The organism is Rhodanobacter sp. IGA1.0, assembly GCF_040208325.1.
Classification (GTDB): Bacteria; Pseudomonadota; Gammaproteobacteria; order Xanthomonadales; family Rhodanobacteraceae; genus Rhodanobacter; species Rhodanobacter spathiphylli.
This window is the reverse complement of record NZ_CP157948.1, coordinates 3397217-3413106: the sequence shown is the minus strand read 5'-3', so window position 1 is coordinate 3413106 and position 15890 is coordinate 3397217. Positions and strand designations below refer to the sequence as shown.

Sequence of the window (15890 nt, the reverse complement as noted above, 5' to 3'; positions counted from 1 at the left end):
GACCTGAGAGGTTGAAAAACGCACAACCTCTCAGTCCTGCGTGATGTCCGGCAGGCCGCTGGTCAGCCACCAGTGCCTGGTCGCCTCGTCGTAGTGCCAGGTCTGGTGGTCGACGACGCTGCGCTCGGACTGGTTGTGGATGTTGACCAGGTTGATCACCACCGTCTGCTGCACGTCGAAGTCGCCGGTCGGCACCGGGCCCGCATCGTCGTTGTACTCGGTGACCCGCACCTGCTGGAAGCGCGCCAGCTGCAGCGAGGTCAGCGGATGCGCGGCGCGAACCTTGGGCTCGACGAACTGGGCGGCGCTCTGGAAATCGCCCCAGCGCAGCGTGCTGCCGTAGGCCTTGAGCGTGGTGGTGAGGGCATCGCTGCGGGTCTTGGTGGCGCAGCCGGCCAGCAGCAGGCCCGACAACAGCACGATCAGAAGGCTGGTGATCCGACGCATGTGGTTTGCTCCCCGATGAAATCCCGCCCATTCTGCCTGATGCGCAGGCAGTCCACTCAGGCCCGGCGTTTGGCCACGAAGCGTGCGTTCAAGGCGCACGCCGGTTCGCCGTTCTCGCCGGGCACCACGCAGTCGACCGCGATGCGCGCCCGGCCGCGGTTGTCCAGGGTGGAGAAGAAGGTCGCCCAGTCCGCGTCCTCGGCCAGCCGCGCCTGGCTGTGGAAGTCGTCCCACAGCGGCGCCAGGTAGCGCACGCTGGACTCGGCGACGAACACGTCGCAGTCCGTGCCGCGCTTGCGCAGCGCCAGTTCGACCAGCGCCCAGCCGCTCAGCGTCATCACGCTGACCAGGCTGCCGCCGAACGCGCAACCCTTGTCGTTGACGTTGGGCGCCAGCGGCGCGCGCAGGGTCAGGCTGTGCTCGTCGCAGTCCGCCAGTTCCAGGCCCATCGCATGGGCCAGCGGGATCTCGTCGCGGACGAACTGGATCAGTTGTCGGGCCAGCAGGGTTGCTTCGGTCTTGCTCACGTGATCGGGGATTCGCGTGGGGAAAGCCCGGCAGTGTAAAGGATGCTCTGATCTATTCAGCACTGGCGTCACCGGCTCTGTCTGCCCGCAGATTCGTGGTGCGCGGACGAAGACAGGCGTCGGCCTGTCGAGGAGGCGCGCCGCGGAGATGCGGGCAGACAGAGCCGGCCCCAACCGATTGAATACAAAGATGGGGTGACGTCCAGAAGGCCCCCAGGCGGCAGCGCACGGCTTGCCAAGGCGGCCAGCCTTGCCGGCACCGCGCACTGCCACCTGGGGGCCTTCTGGACGTCATGCCGCCTGCGCTGAATAGATCAGAACATCCTGAGCCACCGCTACACTGGAGCCATGACAGTAAGCGTGCGCGGTGCGCGGATGCAGCGACCATCCAGCCGGAAAACCCCAGGCCTGCATGGCCGGATCGTGGTGATCACCCGTCCGGCGGGCACCGCTTCCGCGCTGGCGCGGAAGGTGCGTGTGCTGGGCGGCGTGCCGTTGCGCCTGCCCGGAATGGGCTTGCGTGCCGCACCCGATGCGGACGCGGTACGCGCCGGCCTGTGCGCCGCCCTGGGCGACGAATTGATCGTGTTCACCAGCCCTGCCGCCGTCCGCCATGCGGCGGCGCTGCTGCCGCTGCGCACCACCGCGTGCGTCCTGGCGGTGGGCCAGGGCACCGCGCAGGCCCTGCGTCGACACGGTGTTGCTGCACCGCTGGCACCGCGCCGGCAGGACAGCGAGGGGCTGCTGGAACTTTCCCAGTTGCAGTCGTTGCGCGGCCGCCGGGTGGCCTTGATCGGCGCGCCGGGCGGACGCGGCGTGTTGCGCGAGCAGCTCGCGGCGCGGGGTGCGCGCCTGCGCGAGCTGCAGGTCTACCATCGCGTGCCGCCGCGACTCGATCGCCGTCACGCGGAAGCGCTGCTGCAGCTGCCCGCCTCGGCGCGGGTATTGCTGTCCAGCGCCGAGGCTTTGCACAACCTGCAGCAGTTGCTGCCGGCGCCGGCATGGGCGCGATTGTGCGCGGCCACTGCGGTGGTCAGCAGCGAACGCCTGGCCGAGGCGGCGCGGGCGGCCGGGTTCCAGCGCATCCGCGTGGCGGCTTCGGCCGTGTCGGCCGATCTGCTGGCCGAGGCCGCTACCGCGGGTTGAGCGAATCTTCACATCCGCCTGCTACGAACGCGCGCGTATGGGCTGCTAGCATGCGCTCATGAGCAACCACGACATGCCCAACGAGCCCGCCGCGCCCGAGGGCGCCCGTTCCGCACCCGTCGCGCCCGATGCGGTGCCGGTCGAGCCGCCGCTGCGTCCGTCACGGCCGGCTTCCCATCGCCCTGCACCGGGTCCCCGCGGTAGTGGCACGCTGGCGCTGGCGATCCTGCTGGCGCTGGTCGCGGCTGGCGCGTCCGGCTACGTCGGCTGGCGCCAGTGGCAGCAGGAGCAGGGCGCGGCGGTCGACACGCGGAACGTGGCCAGCCTGCAGCAGCGCGTGGAGACCCTGGAAACCTCCCTCACCGCCATGAGCGAACAGCGCAGCAGCCTCAACCAGCGGCTGGACGATGCAGCCCAGGTCAACCGTTCGCTGCGCGAGGAGCTGCTGGGTCAGGCCGAACGCACCCGCCATGTCGAGGACGCAGTGGCCAGGCTTGCCGAGAAGAGCCTCAGTGGCCATGACGGCATGCTGCTGGACGAAACCGAATCGCTGCTGCGCATGGCCAGCGAACGCTACACGCTGTTCCACGACGCGCAGGGCGCGGCGGCGGCTTATGCGCTGGCCGACCAGACCCTGGCCGCGGTCAACGATGGCGCATTCGGTGGGCTGCGCCAGAGCATCGAGGCCGAGCGCGAGGCCCTGGCCAGGAGCCAGCCGGCCAGCCAGGCCGCCGCCCTGCAACAGTTGCTGGCCTTGCGTGGCGAGCTGGCCACGCTGCCGCTGAAGCCGCTGGACAGCGGCACCGCCGGCGGCACCGACACCTGGTCGCGGATTCGTCGCGCGCTGGCCAGCGTGGTCAGCGTGCAGCGCGACAACGGCGCACCGCTGGCCGTCGCCGACGCGCGTCTTGCCCGCGAACTGGCGACGCTCGACCTGGCCCAGGCACAGGCGGCGCTGCTGGCCTACGACAGCAAGGACTATGCTGCGGCCCTGCAGCGCGCGGACGCCACCCTGGCCAGCCAGTTCGACGCCGCCGCGCCTGCCGTGCAGCAGGCGCGCGCCACGCTGCGGCAACTGGCGGCGCAATTGCCGGCGAAGCCGTCGGTGCAGCTCGGCGCCGCGCTGACCGAACTGCGCAACCTGCGCGCGGTGCATGCACTGGGCCCGGCACCGTCCAGCAGCGCAGCGCCGGCCGAGGCCCAGCCATGAGGCTCTGGTACGGGGTGTTGCTGGCGGTGCTCGCCGCCGCGCTGGCCGCATTCGGCTGGCACTGGGTGGCGGAGGACCCCGGCTACGTGCTGCTGCGCCTGCGTGGCTGGAGGATCGAAACCACGGTGGTCGCCGCACTGGTGATCCTGCTGCTGGCGTGGGCCGTGCTGACCAGCTTGTGGCGGCTGCTGCGCTGGCCGTTCGGTGCGCTCTCGCGGCGGCATCGGCGGCTCAGCCAGCAGCGCCTCGGCGCGGGTCTGATCGCGCTGATCGAAGGTCGCCACGGCGATGCCGAACGTGATCTCAATCGTGCCTCGCGGCTGGACAGCCTGCGTGGTCCGGCCCTGCTCGCCTCGGCCGAAGCCGCTTCGCGCCGCGGCGAACCCGGCCGCGCGCTGGAGGCGCTGGACCAGGCGGCGCAGTCGGTACCGCAGGCCGCGCGCGTGCTGCGTGCCCGCGTGCTGCGTCGCGAAGGCAAGCCGGCCGAAGCGCTGGCCCTGCTGCTGCCCGAGTCGGACAAGGGCACGCTGACTCCCGGCGGCTGGCGCGAACTGGTCCAGGCCGCGCTGGCCACCGGCGACACCCGGCGCGCCCGCGAGGCGCTGGCGCCGCTGCAGAAGAGCGGCGCGCTGGGCCATCGTGCCTACGCCGTGCTGGAGGCGCAGGTGCTGGTTGCCACGCTGAACGCCGCGCCCGACGGAGCCACGTTGAACGCGATGTGGTCGCAATGGCCCAAGCCGCAGCGGCGGGTGCCGGCCGTGATCGATGCCTACGCGCGTCGCGCCGCCGGCTTCGGCCTGACCCTGCCGGCCATGGATGAAGTGGAATCCGCGCTGCGCCGCGAGTGGTCGCCGCTGCTGATCGAAACCTACGGCAGCCTGTCCGGCGATGACGTCGAGGCGCGCCTGCGTCGCGCCGAAGGCTGGCTGGATGCGCATCCGAACGACGCCAACCTGCTGCTCACGCTGGGCCGCATGTGCGTGCGACTGAAAGTCTGGGGCAAGGCCCATCAGTACCTGCAGCGCTCCCTGGCGCTGGCGCCGGGCGCCGCCGCGTGGGAAGCCCTGGGCGACACCTTCGCCGGCCAGGGCGACCCCGCCCAGGCGCAACGCTGCTATCGCAACGCGCTGGCGTTCACCCGTGGTGACGTCGTCACGCCGCTGGCGCAGACCGCCAATCCGATGCAGCCGGACACGCATCCGGTCGCGATCGAGGAGCGTGACGCGCACGGGCTGCCGCGCTTGCCCGGGTAACGCCGCTACAGCGCCGTCAGATTCGCGTAGGCGGCCACCAGCCACTTGCTGCCCACGCCTTCGAAATTGATCTGCAGACGGGTGTGCGCCCCGCTGCCCTCGGCGCTGACCACCACGCCTTCGCCGAAACTGGGATGGCTGACGCGCTGGCCGAGCTTCACCGGCAGCGTTTCTTCCAGCGAGGACGATGTTTCGCGCGGACGGCCGCTGTACATCGGTCGGGTCACGTGCACGCGCGGGCGCACTTCGTCGATCAGTTCGGCCGGCATCTCGCCGAGGAAACGCGACGGTCGCGCCAGCATCTCGGTGCCGTGCATGCGACGCGATTCGGCGTGGGTGACGACCAGCCTTTCGCGGGCGCGGGTGATGCCGACGTAGGCGAGCCGGCGTTCCTCCTCCAGCCGGCCTTCGTCGTCGACCGAACGCTGGCTGGGGAACAGGCCTTCCTCCATGCCGACCAGGAACACCACCGGGAACTCCAGCCCCTTGGCCGAGTGCAGCGTCATCAGCTGCACGCAATCGTCCCAGGCTTCGCCCTGGTTCTCGCCCGCTTCCAGGGTGGCGTGGGACAGGAACGCGGAGAGTTCGCTCAGGCCCGCGTCGATGTCCTCGGCGGTGCGCTCGAAGCGGCTGGCCACGTTGACCAGTTCGTCCAGGTTTTCCACCCGCGACTCGGCGTTGCCCCGCGAGTCCTTCTCGTAGAAATCGCGCAAGCCGGTGTGGGTGATCGCGTGGTCGATCTGTTCGGCCAGGGTGAGGCCGGGAATCGGCAATGGGGAGTCGGGCATGGGAGGATCAACAGCGGGAAGCGCAGCATCGGCTTCTCCGATTCCCGCGAAGCTGCGCGCCATCCCGTCGACCAGCGCCAGGAACGCCTTCACCGCGTTCTTCGCCCGCCCGGCCAGTTCGCTGCCGCCGGCCAATTCGAGCAGCGCCGCTTCCCACATCGACGTATCATCGTGGCGGGCGCGGCGGCGCAGCACATCCAGCGTGCGATCGCCGATGCCACGGGGCGGGGTGTTCACCGCGCGCTCGAACGCGGCGTCGTCGTGCCGGTTCGCGGTGAGGCGCAGATAGGCCAGCGCGTCCTTGACCTCGGCGCGCTCGAAGAAGCGCTGGCCGCCGTAGACGCGGTAGCCGATGTTGCGCTGGACCAGCTGTTCCTCGAAGTTGCGCGATTGCGCGTTGGACCGATACAGGATCGCGCAGTCCTTCGCCGAGCCGTGCTCGTCGATGTACTCGCGGATGCGCTCGATCACGAAGCGCGCCTCGTCCTGCTCGTTGTACGCCGCGTACAGCGCGATGCGTTCGCCGTCGTCGCCGGCCGTCCACAACTCCTTGCCCAGGCGACTGCCGTTGCGCTGGATCACGCTGTTGGCGGCTTTCAGGATGGTCGAGGTGGAGCGGTAGTTCTGTTCCAGCTTGATCGTGCGGGCGCCAGGGAAGTCGCGCAGGAACTGCGTCATGTTCTCCACCCTGGCGCCGCGCCAGCCGTAGATCGACTGGTCGTCGTCGCCGACCGCGAAGACCTGGCCGGTGGCGCCGGCCAGCACGCGGATCCAGGCGTATTGCAGCGTGTTGGTGTCCTGGAACTCGTCGACCAGCAGGTGGCGCCAGCGTTGCTGGTAGTGCTCCAGCACGGCGGGATGCTTCAGCCACAATTCGTGCGCGCGCAGCAGCAGCTCGCCGAAATCGACCAGGCCGGCACGGCGGCAGGCGTCCTCGTAGGCCTTGTAGATGTTGACGAAGGTCTGCGTGACCGGGTGATCGCGATGCTCGATGCCGTCCGGGCGCCTGCCTTCGTCCTTCCAGTGGTTGATCTGCCACATGGCCTGCCGCGGCGGGTACTTCGCGTCATCCAGGCCCAGCCCGGCGACCACCCGTTTCACCAGCCGCAGCTGGTCGTCCGAATCGAGGATCTGGAACGTCTCCGGCAAGCCCGCCTCGCGCCAGTGCCGCCGCAGCAGCCGGTGCGCGATGCCGTGGAAGGTGCCCACGGTGAGGCCCTGGGTGCCGCCGGGGATCAGCGCCTCCAGCCGCGCGCGCATCTCGCCCGCTGCCTTGTTGGTGAAGGTGACGGCGAGGATCGCCCACGGCGGCACGCGTTCGGCCTGGGTCAGCCAGCCGATGCGGTGGGTCAGCACGCGGGTCTTGCCCGAGCCGGCGCCGGCGAGCACCAGGTAATGGCCGGGAGGGGCGCAGACGGCTTCGCGCTGCGCGTCGTTGAGCGGGTCGATCAGGTACGAGACATCCATCGTGCCCATTGTAGTGGGCACAAAGGAAAACCGCCGCGAAGGCGGCGGTTTCCGGCTGGCGCATGGTCGCCGTCAGCGCTTATGCATGAAGCCGCCAAGCGCCAGCAACGCGCCGACCACGATGCCGGCAATGCCGATCCATTGCGGCACGCCCTTGTCGTGGGTGGCGGTGAGCTTGGCCGAACCGACCTGCACCAGGGTGTCGGTGTCCTGGTAGAAGGCATGGCCGGCCACCACCCAGATACCCGCGGCAATGAGGATGATGCCGACGATGATCAGACCTGTGCGCATGGTGTTCCCCTTGGTGAGTGTGCCCGGGAGTATGCCGTGCGCCGGTGTGCATGAAACGTACAGGCGAGGCGGCAGGCCGGCGGATGGACGGCGGGCAAAAAAAGCCCCGGAGGCTAGGGGGAGCCTCCGGGGCGGGGCAGACACGAAGACCCAGGGGAGAGGTTCGTGCCTGTGGCGGCTCAGGGAGGTGAGCGCGCCGCGGATGCCGTTGCGTGCATCCGTGGGATTAGAGTGGGGTGGATCGAAAAAGTTGCAAGGGTTGCAGAGAAATTTACGAGCGATTCAGTCTCATGGAAAATTAACGGGAACGCCGCTCAATGCGCCTCGTCCCAGTTGGCGCCCACGCCCACGTCGACCAGCAGCGGCACCGCCAGTGCCGCGGCGCCGGACATCCGTTCGACCACGGCCGCCCGCACTTCCTCGATCGCCTCGCTGCGCACCTCGAACACCAGTTCGTCGTGCACCTGCATCAGCATGTGTGCGTCGTCGCGATCCTTCAGCCACGTGGCCACCGCGATCATCGCGCGCTTGATGATGTCGGCCGCGCTGCCCTGCATCGGTGCGTTCACCGCGGCGCGCTCGGCGCCCTGGCGCAAGCCTGCGTTGCGAGCGTTGAGGTTCTCCAGATAGAGCCGGCGGCCGAAGATGGTTTCCACGTAGCCGTCGCGGTGGGCCTGTTCGCGGGTGGCATCCATGAACGCGCGCACGCCGGGGTAGCGCGAGAAGTAGCGGCCCATGTAGTCGCCGGCCTCGCCGCGTTCCACGCCGAGCTGGCGGGCCAGGCCGAACGCACTCATGCCGTACATCAGGCCGAAGTTGATCGCCTTGGCCGCGCGGCGCTGGTTGGTGGTGATCTCCTCCGGCGCCACGCCGAACACTTCGGCCGCGGTGGCGCGATGCACGTCACCGCCGGAGTGGAACGCGCGCAGCAGGCCTTCGTCGCCGGACAGGTGGGCCATGATGCGCAGCTCGATCTGCGAATAGTCCGCCGCCATCACCTTCCAGCCGGGTGGCGCGATGAAGGCCTGGCGGATGCGCCGGCCCTCTTCGGTACGCACCGGGATGTTCTGCAGGTTCGGGTCGGAGGAAGAGATCCGACCGGTCGCCACCGAACCCTGGTGGTAGCTGGTGTGCACGCGGCCCGTGCGCGGATTGACGATGCCTGACAGTTTGTCGGTGTACGTGCTGCGCAGCTTGGCCAGGCCGCGGTAGTCGAGGATCAGCCGCGGCAGCTCGTGGGTCTCGGCGATCGCCTCCAGCGCTTCCTCATTGGTGGAAGGCTGGCCGGTGGGCGTCTTCAGTTTCGCTTCGAGGCCGAGCTCGTCGAACAGCACCGCCTGCAACTGCTTGGGCGAATCCAGGTTGAACTCGCGTCCGGCCAGCGCGTACGACTGCTGCTGCAATTCCAGCATGCGCTTGCCCAGCTGCTGACTCTGCCGACGCAGTTCGTCGCCGTCGATCAGCACGCCGCGGCGTTCCATCTCGGCCAGTACCGGCACCAGCGGAATCTCGATGTCCCGGTACACGTCGCGCAAGGACGGCACGCTCTCCAGCTTCGGCCACAGCGCATGGTGCAGGCGCAGGGTGATGTCGGCATCCTCGGCGGCATAGCGGCAGGCGGTGTCCAGGTCCACCTGGGAGAATGAAATCTGCTTCGCGCCCTTGCCGGCGACCTGTTCGTACTTGATCGTCTCGTAGCCCAGGTATTTCTTCGCCAGCGAGTCCATGTCGTGGCGCGTGGCGGTGGCGTTCCACACGTAGGATTCGAGCATCGAGTCGTGCGCCAGCCCCTGCACCGCGATGCCGTAGTGCGCCAGGATGTTGATGTCGTACTTCGCGTGCTGGCCGAGCTTGGGCCGCGATGGATCCTCGAAGACCGGCTTCAGCGCAGCCAGCACCTCTTCGCGGTCGAGCTGCTTCGGCGCGCCGGGATAGTCGTGGCCCAGCGGGATGTAGCAGGCCTTGCCCGGCTCCACCGCCAAGCTGATGCCGACGATGTCCGCGCGCATCGCGTCGATGCTGGTGGTTTCGGTGTCGAAGGCGATCAGTTCGGCACCGCGGAGTTTTTCCAACCAGGCGTCGAACTGCGGCCGGGTGGTGACCAGTTCGTAGTCACCCGGCGCGGACAATGCCGCATCAGGCGCGGCAGGGCTCCCGGCGGCCGTGGCTTGATCGATGCCGGGTGCCGGGCGACCGTCAGGAAGTCCCCCTGCGGGATGCCCGATGCCCGGCTCCTGGCCATCCAGCTCCTTCAGCGCGGCCTTGAACTCGTAGCGCGTGTACAGCTCGCGCAGCTGCGCCACGTCGGCGTCGCGCTGGGCCAGTTCGGTGGGACCGAATTCCAGCGGCACGTCGGTCTTGATGGTGACCAGCTCCCGCGACAGCGGCAGCCGCGGCAGCGCTTCGCGCAGGCTCTCGCCGATCTTGCCGCCGATCTTGTCCGCGTTGGCGATCACGCCGTCCAGCGAATCGTATTCGGCCAGCCATTTCGCGGCGGTCTTGGGGCCGCACTTGGGCACGCCCGGGACGTTGTCGATGGCGTCGCCGGTGAGCGCGAGGAAGTCGATGATCTGATCCGGCCGCACGCCGAATTTCTCCATCACGCCGTTGCTGTCCATCACCGTGTTGCTCATGGTGTTGACCAGGGTGACGTGGGGGCCAACCAGCTGGGCCATGTCCTTGTCGCCGGTGGACACCTCCACCTCGATGCCCAGCTCATGCGCCTGCATCGCCAGCGTGCCGATCACGTCATCGGCCTCGACCCCGCCCACGCGCAGGATCGGAAAGCCCAGCGCGCCGACGATTGCCAGCATCGGCTCGACCTGGGCGCGCAGGTCGTCCGGCATCGGCGGGCGATTCGCCTTGTACTGGTCGTACAGCGCGTCGCGGAAGGTCGGCCCGGGTGCGTCGCTGACGAAAGCCAGGTACTCCGGCTTCGCCTTCAGCGTGGCACGCAGCATGTTGACCACGCCGAACAGCGCGCCGGTGGGCTCGCCTTGCGCATTGGTCAGCGGCGGCAGCGCATGGAAGGCGCGGTACAGATAGGAAGAGCCGTCGATGAGGATGAGCTTGGGCATGGGCAATGGTGACCTGGGCGGAACAGCCGCACCGGCGTTGCAGGCCGGCGGGCCCGGGGAAGAGTGCCGGCCATTCTCGCATGCAGGGCGAAACGCCGCGCTTCACGAAAGCGGGTGCATCGCGCTGCTATGCTGCCCTCCCCGAACGAGGTTGCCGCCATGAAGACCGTTGCCGTGCTGGCTGCCGCCAGCTTCCTGTTCGCAGTGAGCCTGCCGGGCTCGAGTGCGTTGGCGCAATCCGCTCCATCGACGAACGTGCCACCGCCGCCTGGCCTCAACGACCCGGGAGTGAAAGCCGTCAGTCCGCCGACGGCAAAAAAGACCGCGACGAAGAGCGCCGCTGCCGCCAGCGCGCCCGCAAAGTCCCTCAACCTGAAGCCGCAGGCCCTGCCGGCGATGCACGACGACGGCGCGCGGCATCCGCGCGACGAAGTGACGCCGGAAGTGCGGGTGCACCAGGAAGGCGACAACAGCATCCAGGAATACAGCCGCAACGGCCGTGTCTACATGGTGGTGATCACGCCGAAAAGCGGCATCGCCCAGACCTACATGGTCGACCCGCAGGGTCGGCTGGTCGACGAGCATGGCCAGAAACCGGTGGGCCCGGTGATGTACAAGGTGCTGGAGTGGGGCAAGGCGCGGCCCCCGGCAGAGTCGGACGAAGCCACGCCGAACGACAGCGGTCACTGACGGCGCGCTCCACCGGCACCCGGCCAGGCCGGTGCCGGTCGTGAGGATGTCCTGGGCAGCTGCGTGAAGGCTGGTTGCTGTTCGCACCGGGCTCGGCGCTGTTCGCCCGGGTCGCCTAGGCCGGGTCGTCCAGTTCCGGATAGTGCCGGAAGATGCCGCTCTCGTTGAACGGCAGGCGTCGTGGCGAGGCGAGATACGCGGCGACGCGAGGTCGTTGCGCCACCCGCTCCTTCAGTGCCCGCAACAGCGGCAGTTGCCGGCCGATGCGCAGCATCGCCCGCGGAAACGCATACTCCAGCCCGCTCATCAGCTGGAACAGCGACAGGTCGACGTACGAGTGCGCATGCAGGGGGTGATGCCCGCCGCTGCGTTCCAGCACCTGTTCGAAGTAGTCGAGGTATTTCGGCAGCCGGGTCTCGCGCAGGTCCGCGGCACGGCGGACGGCTTCGCTGCGCTGCTCTTCGTAGTACAGGCTGCCCGCGATCGGATGATGCGAGTCGTGCACTTCGGCGACCAGGTCGGCGATGGTCAGCTGCAACTGCTGCGCAAGCAGCCGGCGGCTCTCGCTGTCCGGCACCAGGTCGAGCGGCGGCCCGAGATGGTGCAGGATGTTCGCCGTCTGCGCGATCAGCAATCGGCCGGCCTTGAGGAAGGGCGGTGCAAACGGCAGTGGACCGTCGTGGACACCGTCGAGATACTGCACCATGACGTCGTCGCCCTGCTCGCGGGCGATGTCGTCATACGGGGCGCCGGCATCCTCCAGCGCCAGCCGCACGAACTCGCCGCGACCCTGGATGCCGCTCCAGTAGAACAGCTGATAATGCATGGCAGCCTCCCGCGTGAGGGTGGATGCCGAGCGTGCGCCCGTCCGCGCCCGGACTCAATGCCGGATCTGCTTCCGTCATGTTCAGTGACGGAAGTGGCGCATCCCGGTGAACACCATCGCCATGTCGTGCTCGTCGGCAGCGGCGATCACTTCGGCATCGCGCATCGAGCCGCCCGGCTGGATCACCGCGCTGATGCCGGCGGCGGCCGCCGCGTCGATGCCGTCGCGGAACGGGAAGAACGCATCCGATGCCATCACCGAACCACGCACTTCGAGATTCTCGTCGGCGGCCTTGATGCCGGCGATCTTCGCGCTGTACACGCGGCTCATCTGGCCGGCGCCGATGCCGATGGTCTGGCGATCGCGGGCGTAGACGATGGCGTTGGACTTGACGAACTTGGCCACCTTCCAGGCGAAGATCAGGTCGTGGATCTGCGCCTCGGTGGGCGCCTTGCGGGTCACCACCTTGAGGTCGGCGGCGGTGATCATGCCGGTGTCGGCGCTCTGGATCAGCAGGCCCGAACCCACGCGCTTGGAATGGCCGCCCGGATGCGCGCCGAGCAGGTTGCCGTCCTCGGGAATCGGAATGACCAGCACGCGCACGTTGCCTTTCTTGTGGAACGCCTTGAGCGCTTCGTCCGCATACGCCGGCGCCAGCACCACCTCGACGAACTGGCGCTCGACGATCGCCTTCGCGGTGGCGCCATCCACTTCGCGGTTGAACGCGATGATGCCGCCGAAGGCGGACGTGGGATCGGTCTGGAAGGCCAGGTCGTAGGCCTTGCCGATGCCGTCCAGGCTCACCGCCACGCCGCAGGGGTTGGCGTGCTTGACGATCACGCAGGCCGGCTTGACGAAGCTGCGCACGCATTCCCACGCAGCATCGGCATCGGCGATGTTGTTGAACGAAAGCTCCTTGCCCTGCAGCTGCCGGAAGGTGGCCAGCGTGCCGGCAGCGGGGTGCAGGTCGCTGTAGAACGCTGCCTGCTGGTGCGGGTTTTCGCCGTAGCGCAGGTCCATCAGCTTGGTGAAGCGGCCGTTGATCTGCGCGGGGAAGGTGGCGTGGCCGGCGATCGTCTGCTGCGTCTCGTCCAGTTGCAGGCCCGACAGGTAATCGCTGATCGCGCCGTCATAGTTCGACACGTTGTTGAATGCAGTTACCGCCAGACTGAAGCGGGTGGCGCGGGTCAGGCCGCCGTGCTGTTCGATCTCGGCCAGCGCCGCGTCGTACTGCCCGGGCGAGGTCAGCACGCCCACGTCGTTCCAGTTCTTCGCCGCCGAACGCAGCATCGCCGGGCCACCGATGTCGATGTTCTCGATCGCCTGCTCCAGGGTGCAGTCCGGCCTCGCCACCGTGGCCTCGAACGGATAAAGGTTCAGCACCAGCAGATCGATCGGCGCGATGCCGAGTTCGGCCATCACCGCGTCGTCGGTGCCGCGGCGACCGAGCAGGCCGCCGTGCACGTTCGGGTGCAGGGTCTTGACCCGGCCGTCCATGATTTCAGGGAAACCGGTGACGTCGCTGACGTCGGTGACCGCGATGCCCGCTTCGCGCAGCGCCTTCGCGCTGCCACCGGTGGAGAGCAGTTCGATGCCTTTCGCGGCGAGGCGTCGTCCCAGGTCGATCAGGCCGGTCTTGTCGGAGACGCTGAGCAGGGCGCGACGAACCGGGACGAGCTGGGGAGCGGGCATGAGCGGGTTTCCGTAGAGGGAAAGCCGGTCATTATAGCCGGCCAAACGCAGGCCGGCTTTTGCGGGTGGGAATTACAGCAGGCCGTGCGCGGCCAGCTTCTTGCGCAGGGTGGCGCGGTTGATGCCGAGCGCGCTGGCGGCGCGGCTCTGATTGCCGTCGTGGAAGGCCAGCACCTCGCGCAACAGCGGCACCTCGACTTCCCGCAGCACCAGCGCGTGCAGGCCTTCGGCACACTCGGTGTCACCGATATCGGCGAGATAGCGGCGCACCGTGCGGGTGACACATTCGCTCAGGGCGCTCTGGCCATGGTGGCTGGCGCCAGGCGAACCTGCGTTCTGCGACGAGGCCGCTCTGGCGGGCTCGGCAGCAGGCAGTCTTACGGCATTCACGGACATTTTCCCTCACGTACGAAACGACGACTGCATGGGCCGTCGCGAATGGTTATGGATGATGCTGGTGCTTCGTGGCGCCTGTTGCATGCGGTCGAGGCATGCAGACGCGAAGAGTCGAGTCTACCCGCGCGGGCGGATAATTTTAAGTACCAGGGATGCCTTCATTCGAAACCGATCTCGAACGCCACCGCGCTGTCGCCCGGGTCCTCCACCTCCAGCAGCAGCACCGCCGTGCCCCCGGGCGCCAGCCCGCTGCGCAGGATCGAGGTGTCGTCCAGGTACTCCTCCGGCTGCAGCCGGCGCATCGCGATGCGCTGGCCCTGCGCGTTCGACAAGGTGATCGTCAGCACCGGGTACGGCTGGGCAAAGGCGGCATCGTTGCGCACGCTGGCGCTGATCATCAGCGCGTGGGCGACACTCGGGTGCGCCTGCACGTTGCTGGCCAGCAACCGCAGCCGTTCCGGTGCGGCGACCAGCGGCAGCTCGCAGCCCATAGTCGCGCAGGCGCTGCGCAGCCAGCCGCCGGTGAGCGGATCGCGGATCAGGTCGTTGCGCTTGGCCCAGGCCAGCTGGACGCCGAGCGACAATGTCAGCAGGCTGCAGGCCAGTACCCATGGCCAGCGCCGTTCGTCCGATGACGACAGGTGCCGCCGTTCCCTTCGTTCCGTTCGCTTCGGCGCCCGGGCCTTCGGCTCGCGTGCAAAGCGCGGCGCAAACACCAGTTGCGAGAAGTCCTCCACGGGAGTGGCCGCCGCCGCCGCGACTGGCGCCTCGCCGAGCACGACGACAGGCGTCGGCTCCGGTCGCGGGCGATAGATCACCAGGTCGAGCAGCGGTGGTTCGAATGCGGGTTCGTTCAGCGGCAACTCGACGAACGGTTCAGGCGGCAGCTGTTCGGCGAGCGTGGCCAGGCTGTCGAAACCGGCATGGCAATGGCCGCACACGACATGGCCGTGCGCCTTGGCGAGTGTCGGCGCATCCAGCGAGAACACGGACAGGCATTCGGGGCATTGGGTATACATGCAGGCCGTTTTGAATCGGTATCGGCCAAGCTTAGCAGGCTGATCGCGCCGCCAAGCCTGCATCCAAGTTTCAGCCGCGGCGGCGTCCGCTGATGCGCACCCAGTCTTCGCGCGTGTCCACCCGCAGATCCTCGAACCACTCGGCGTAGCGCTGCAGCAGTTCGTCCTGCTGGCCGGCGAGGATGCCGGAGATCGCGAACGGCGCGCCCGGCTTGGCGGCGGCGGCGAAGGTGGGCGCGAGCTCGCCCAGCGGACCGGCCAGGATGTTGGCGATGAACACGTCTGCTGGCGGGGCGTCCACGTCCTGCGGCAGGAACAGCGCGAGCTGGTTGTCCACGCCGTTGCGCCCGGCGTTGTCGGCCGAGGCGACCAGTGCCTGCGGATCGTTGTCGACGCCGACCGCACTGGCCGCGCCGAGTTTCAGCGCGGCGATCGCCAGGATGCCCGAGCCGCAGCCGTAGTCGGTGATGGTCTTGCCGTCGAGGTCGAGGCCGTCCAGCCATTCCAGGCACAGGGCCGTGGTGGGATGGGTGCCGCTGCCGAAGGCGAGGCCGGGGTCGAGCCGGACCACGACGAGGTCGTCGTCAACCGGCGGTTCGATGTTCCACGGATAGATCCACAGGCGCCGGCCGAACGGCATCGGCTTGAACTGGTCCATCCAGACGCGTTCCCAGTTCTGGTCGGCGACCTCGCTGAAACTCAGCTGCTCCGGTTCCAGCCATGGCAACAGTTCACCCAGCGCCGCGGCCAGGCCGCGGCGGTCGGCGTCTTCATCGAACAGCGCATTCAGCGTGATCGTCGACCACAGCGGCAACTCGCCCACGCCGGGTTCGAAGATCGCCTGTTCGTCCGGCGTTTCGGCATCGGCGTCGCGCAAGGTGATCGACAGCGCGCCGAGATCCTCCAGCGCTTCTTCCGCGCCGGGTTGCTGTTCAAGGCGGACGACCAGGGAGAGTTCGAGAAAAGGCATGGGGTGATGTCCCCCTCTTCCCTTGTGGGAGAGGGCTGGTGTGAGGGGCGGGGCTAGCGGTGATGTGTGTATGAGCGGGTTTGATCGGGCA

The 15890-nt window shown here is 68.4% G+C and carries 14 protein-coding genes; 4 read left to right on the top strand and 10 right to left on the bottom strand.

The genetic code is table 11. The annotated features are described in order from the left end of the window. Positions 1–30: 30 nt before the first annotated feature. A complete protein-coding gene (locus ABNK63_RS15385) occupies positions 31–447 on the bottom strand; it encodes a hypothetical protein (protein WP_007806638.1) in 417 nt (138 codons plus the stop codon). Positions 448–503: 56 nt separating this feature from the next. Then, positions 504–974, bottom strand: coding sequence for a YiiD C-terminal domain-containing protein (locus tag ABNK63_RS15380; RefSeq protein WP_350016121.1), 471 nt, complete (start codon positions 972–974; stop codon positions 504–506). Between the two features lie 375 nt (positions 975–1349). Between ABNK63_RS15380 and ABNK63_RS15375 the strand changes: the two genes are divergently transcribed. Genes ABNK63_RS15375 through ABNK63_RS15365 form a run of 3 tightly spaced genes read left to right on the top strand, consistent with a single transcriptional unit; the run spans position 1350 to position 4583 of the window. Then, positions 1350–2120, top strand: coding sequence for a uroporphyrinogen-III synthase (locus ABNK63_RS15375; RefSeq protein WP_007806633.1), 771 nt, complete (start codon positions 1350–1352; stop codon positions 2118–2120). A gap of 58 nt (positions 2121–2178) precedes the next feature. Further along, a complete protein-coding gene (locus ABNK63_RS15370) occupies positions 2179–3330 on the top strand; it encodes a uroporphyrinogen-III C-methyltransferase (RefSeq protein WP_350016120.1) in 1152 nt (383 codons plus the stop codon). Next, a complete protein-coding gene (locus ABNK63_RS15365) occupies positions 3327–4583 on the top strand; it encodes a heme biosynthesis HemY N-terminal domain-containing protein (protein ID WP_350016119.1) in 1257 nt (418 codons plus the stop codon). The genes ABNK63_RS15370 and ABNK63_RS15365 overlap by 4 nt, the downstream gene beginning before the upstream one ends. Positions 4584–4588: 5 nt before the next feature. On the opposite strand, the gene ABNK63_RS15360 is transcribed toward ABNK63_RS15365, so the two are convergent. The 3 genes from ABNK63_RS15360 to polA all read right to left on the bottom strand — a co-directional run bounded on the left by ABNK63_RS15360 (position 4589) and on the right by polA (position 10206). Beyond that, positions 4589–6838 (bottom strand): ATP-dependent DNA helicase, encoded by a 2250-nt coding sequence (locus ABNK63_RS15360; RefSeq protein WP_350017229.1) that lies wholly within the window; start codon positions 6836–6838, stop codon positions 4589–4591. Between the two features lie 72 nt (positions 6839–6910). Further along, positions 6911–7129 carry a hypothetical protein gene (locus tag ABNK63_RS15355; RefSeq protein ID WP_350016118.1) on the bottom strand — a complete coding sequence of 73 codons (219 nt, stop codon included), beginning with the start codon at positions 7127–7129 and terminating at the stop codon, positions 6911–6913. A 314-nt stretch (positions 7130–7443) separates the two neighbouring features. Next, a complete protein-coding gene (gene polA, locus ABNK63_RS15350) occupies positions 7444–10206 on the bottom strand; it encodes a DNA polymerase I (RefSeq protein ID WP_007806623.1) in 2763 nt (920 codons plus the stop codon). 159 nt (positions 10207–10365) lie between these two features. Here polA and ABNK63_RS15345 point away from each other — a divergent pair, with 159 nt between their 5' ends. After that, on the top strand, positions 10366–10896 hold the full coding sequence (locus ABNK63_RS15345; protein ID WP_350016117.1) for a DUF2782 domain-containing protein: 531 nt from the start codon (positions 10366–10368) through the stop codon (positions 10894–10896). 115 nt (positions 10897–11011) lie between these two features. Here the strand turns inward: ABNK63_RS15345 and ABNK63_RS15340 are convergent, their stop codons facing one another. From ABNK63_RS15340 to prmA, 5 genes are all read right to left on the bottom strand, one after another. Continuing rightward, positions 11012–11722 carry a glutathione S-transferase gene (locus tag ABNK63_RS15340; protein WP_007806621.1) on the bottom strand — a complete coding sequence of 237 codons (711 nt, stop codon included), beginning with the start codon at positions 11720–11722 and terminating at the stop codon, positions 11012–11014. An 81-nt stretch (positions 11723–11803) separates the two neighbouring features. Continuing rightward, on the bottom strand, positions 11804–13414 hold the full coding sequence (gene purH / locus ABNK63_RS15335) for a bifunctional phosphoribosylaminoimidazolecarboxamide formyltransferase/IMP cyclohydrolase (RefSeq protein WP_007806620.1): 1611 nt from the start codon (positions 13412–13414) through the stop codon (positions 11804–11806). Between the two features lie 72 nt (positions 13415–13486). After that, positions 13487–13810, bottom strand: a complete 324-nt coding sequence (locus ABNK63_RS15330; protein ID WP_050981427.1) for a helix-turn-helix domain-containing protein — start codon at positions 13808–13810, stop codon at positions 13487–13489. Between the two features lie 158 nt (positions 13811–13968). Further along, entirely contained in the window at positions 13969–14829 is an 861-nt protein-coding gene (locus ABNK63_RS15325; RefSeq protein WP_350016116.1) for a zinc-ribbon and DUF3426 domain-containing protein, read from the bottom strand. Between the two features lie 70 nt (positions 14830–14899). After that, positions 14900–15799, bottom strand: a complete 900-nt coding sequence (prmA, locus tag ABNK63_RS15320) for a 50S ribosomal protein L11 methyltransferase (protein WP_007806617.1) — start codon at positions 15797–15799, stop codon at positions 14900–14902. Between the last annotated feature and the right edge of the window lie 91 nt (positions 15800–15890).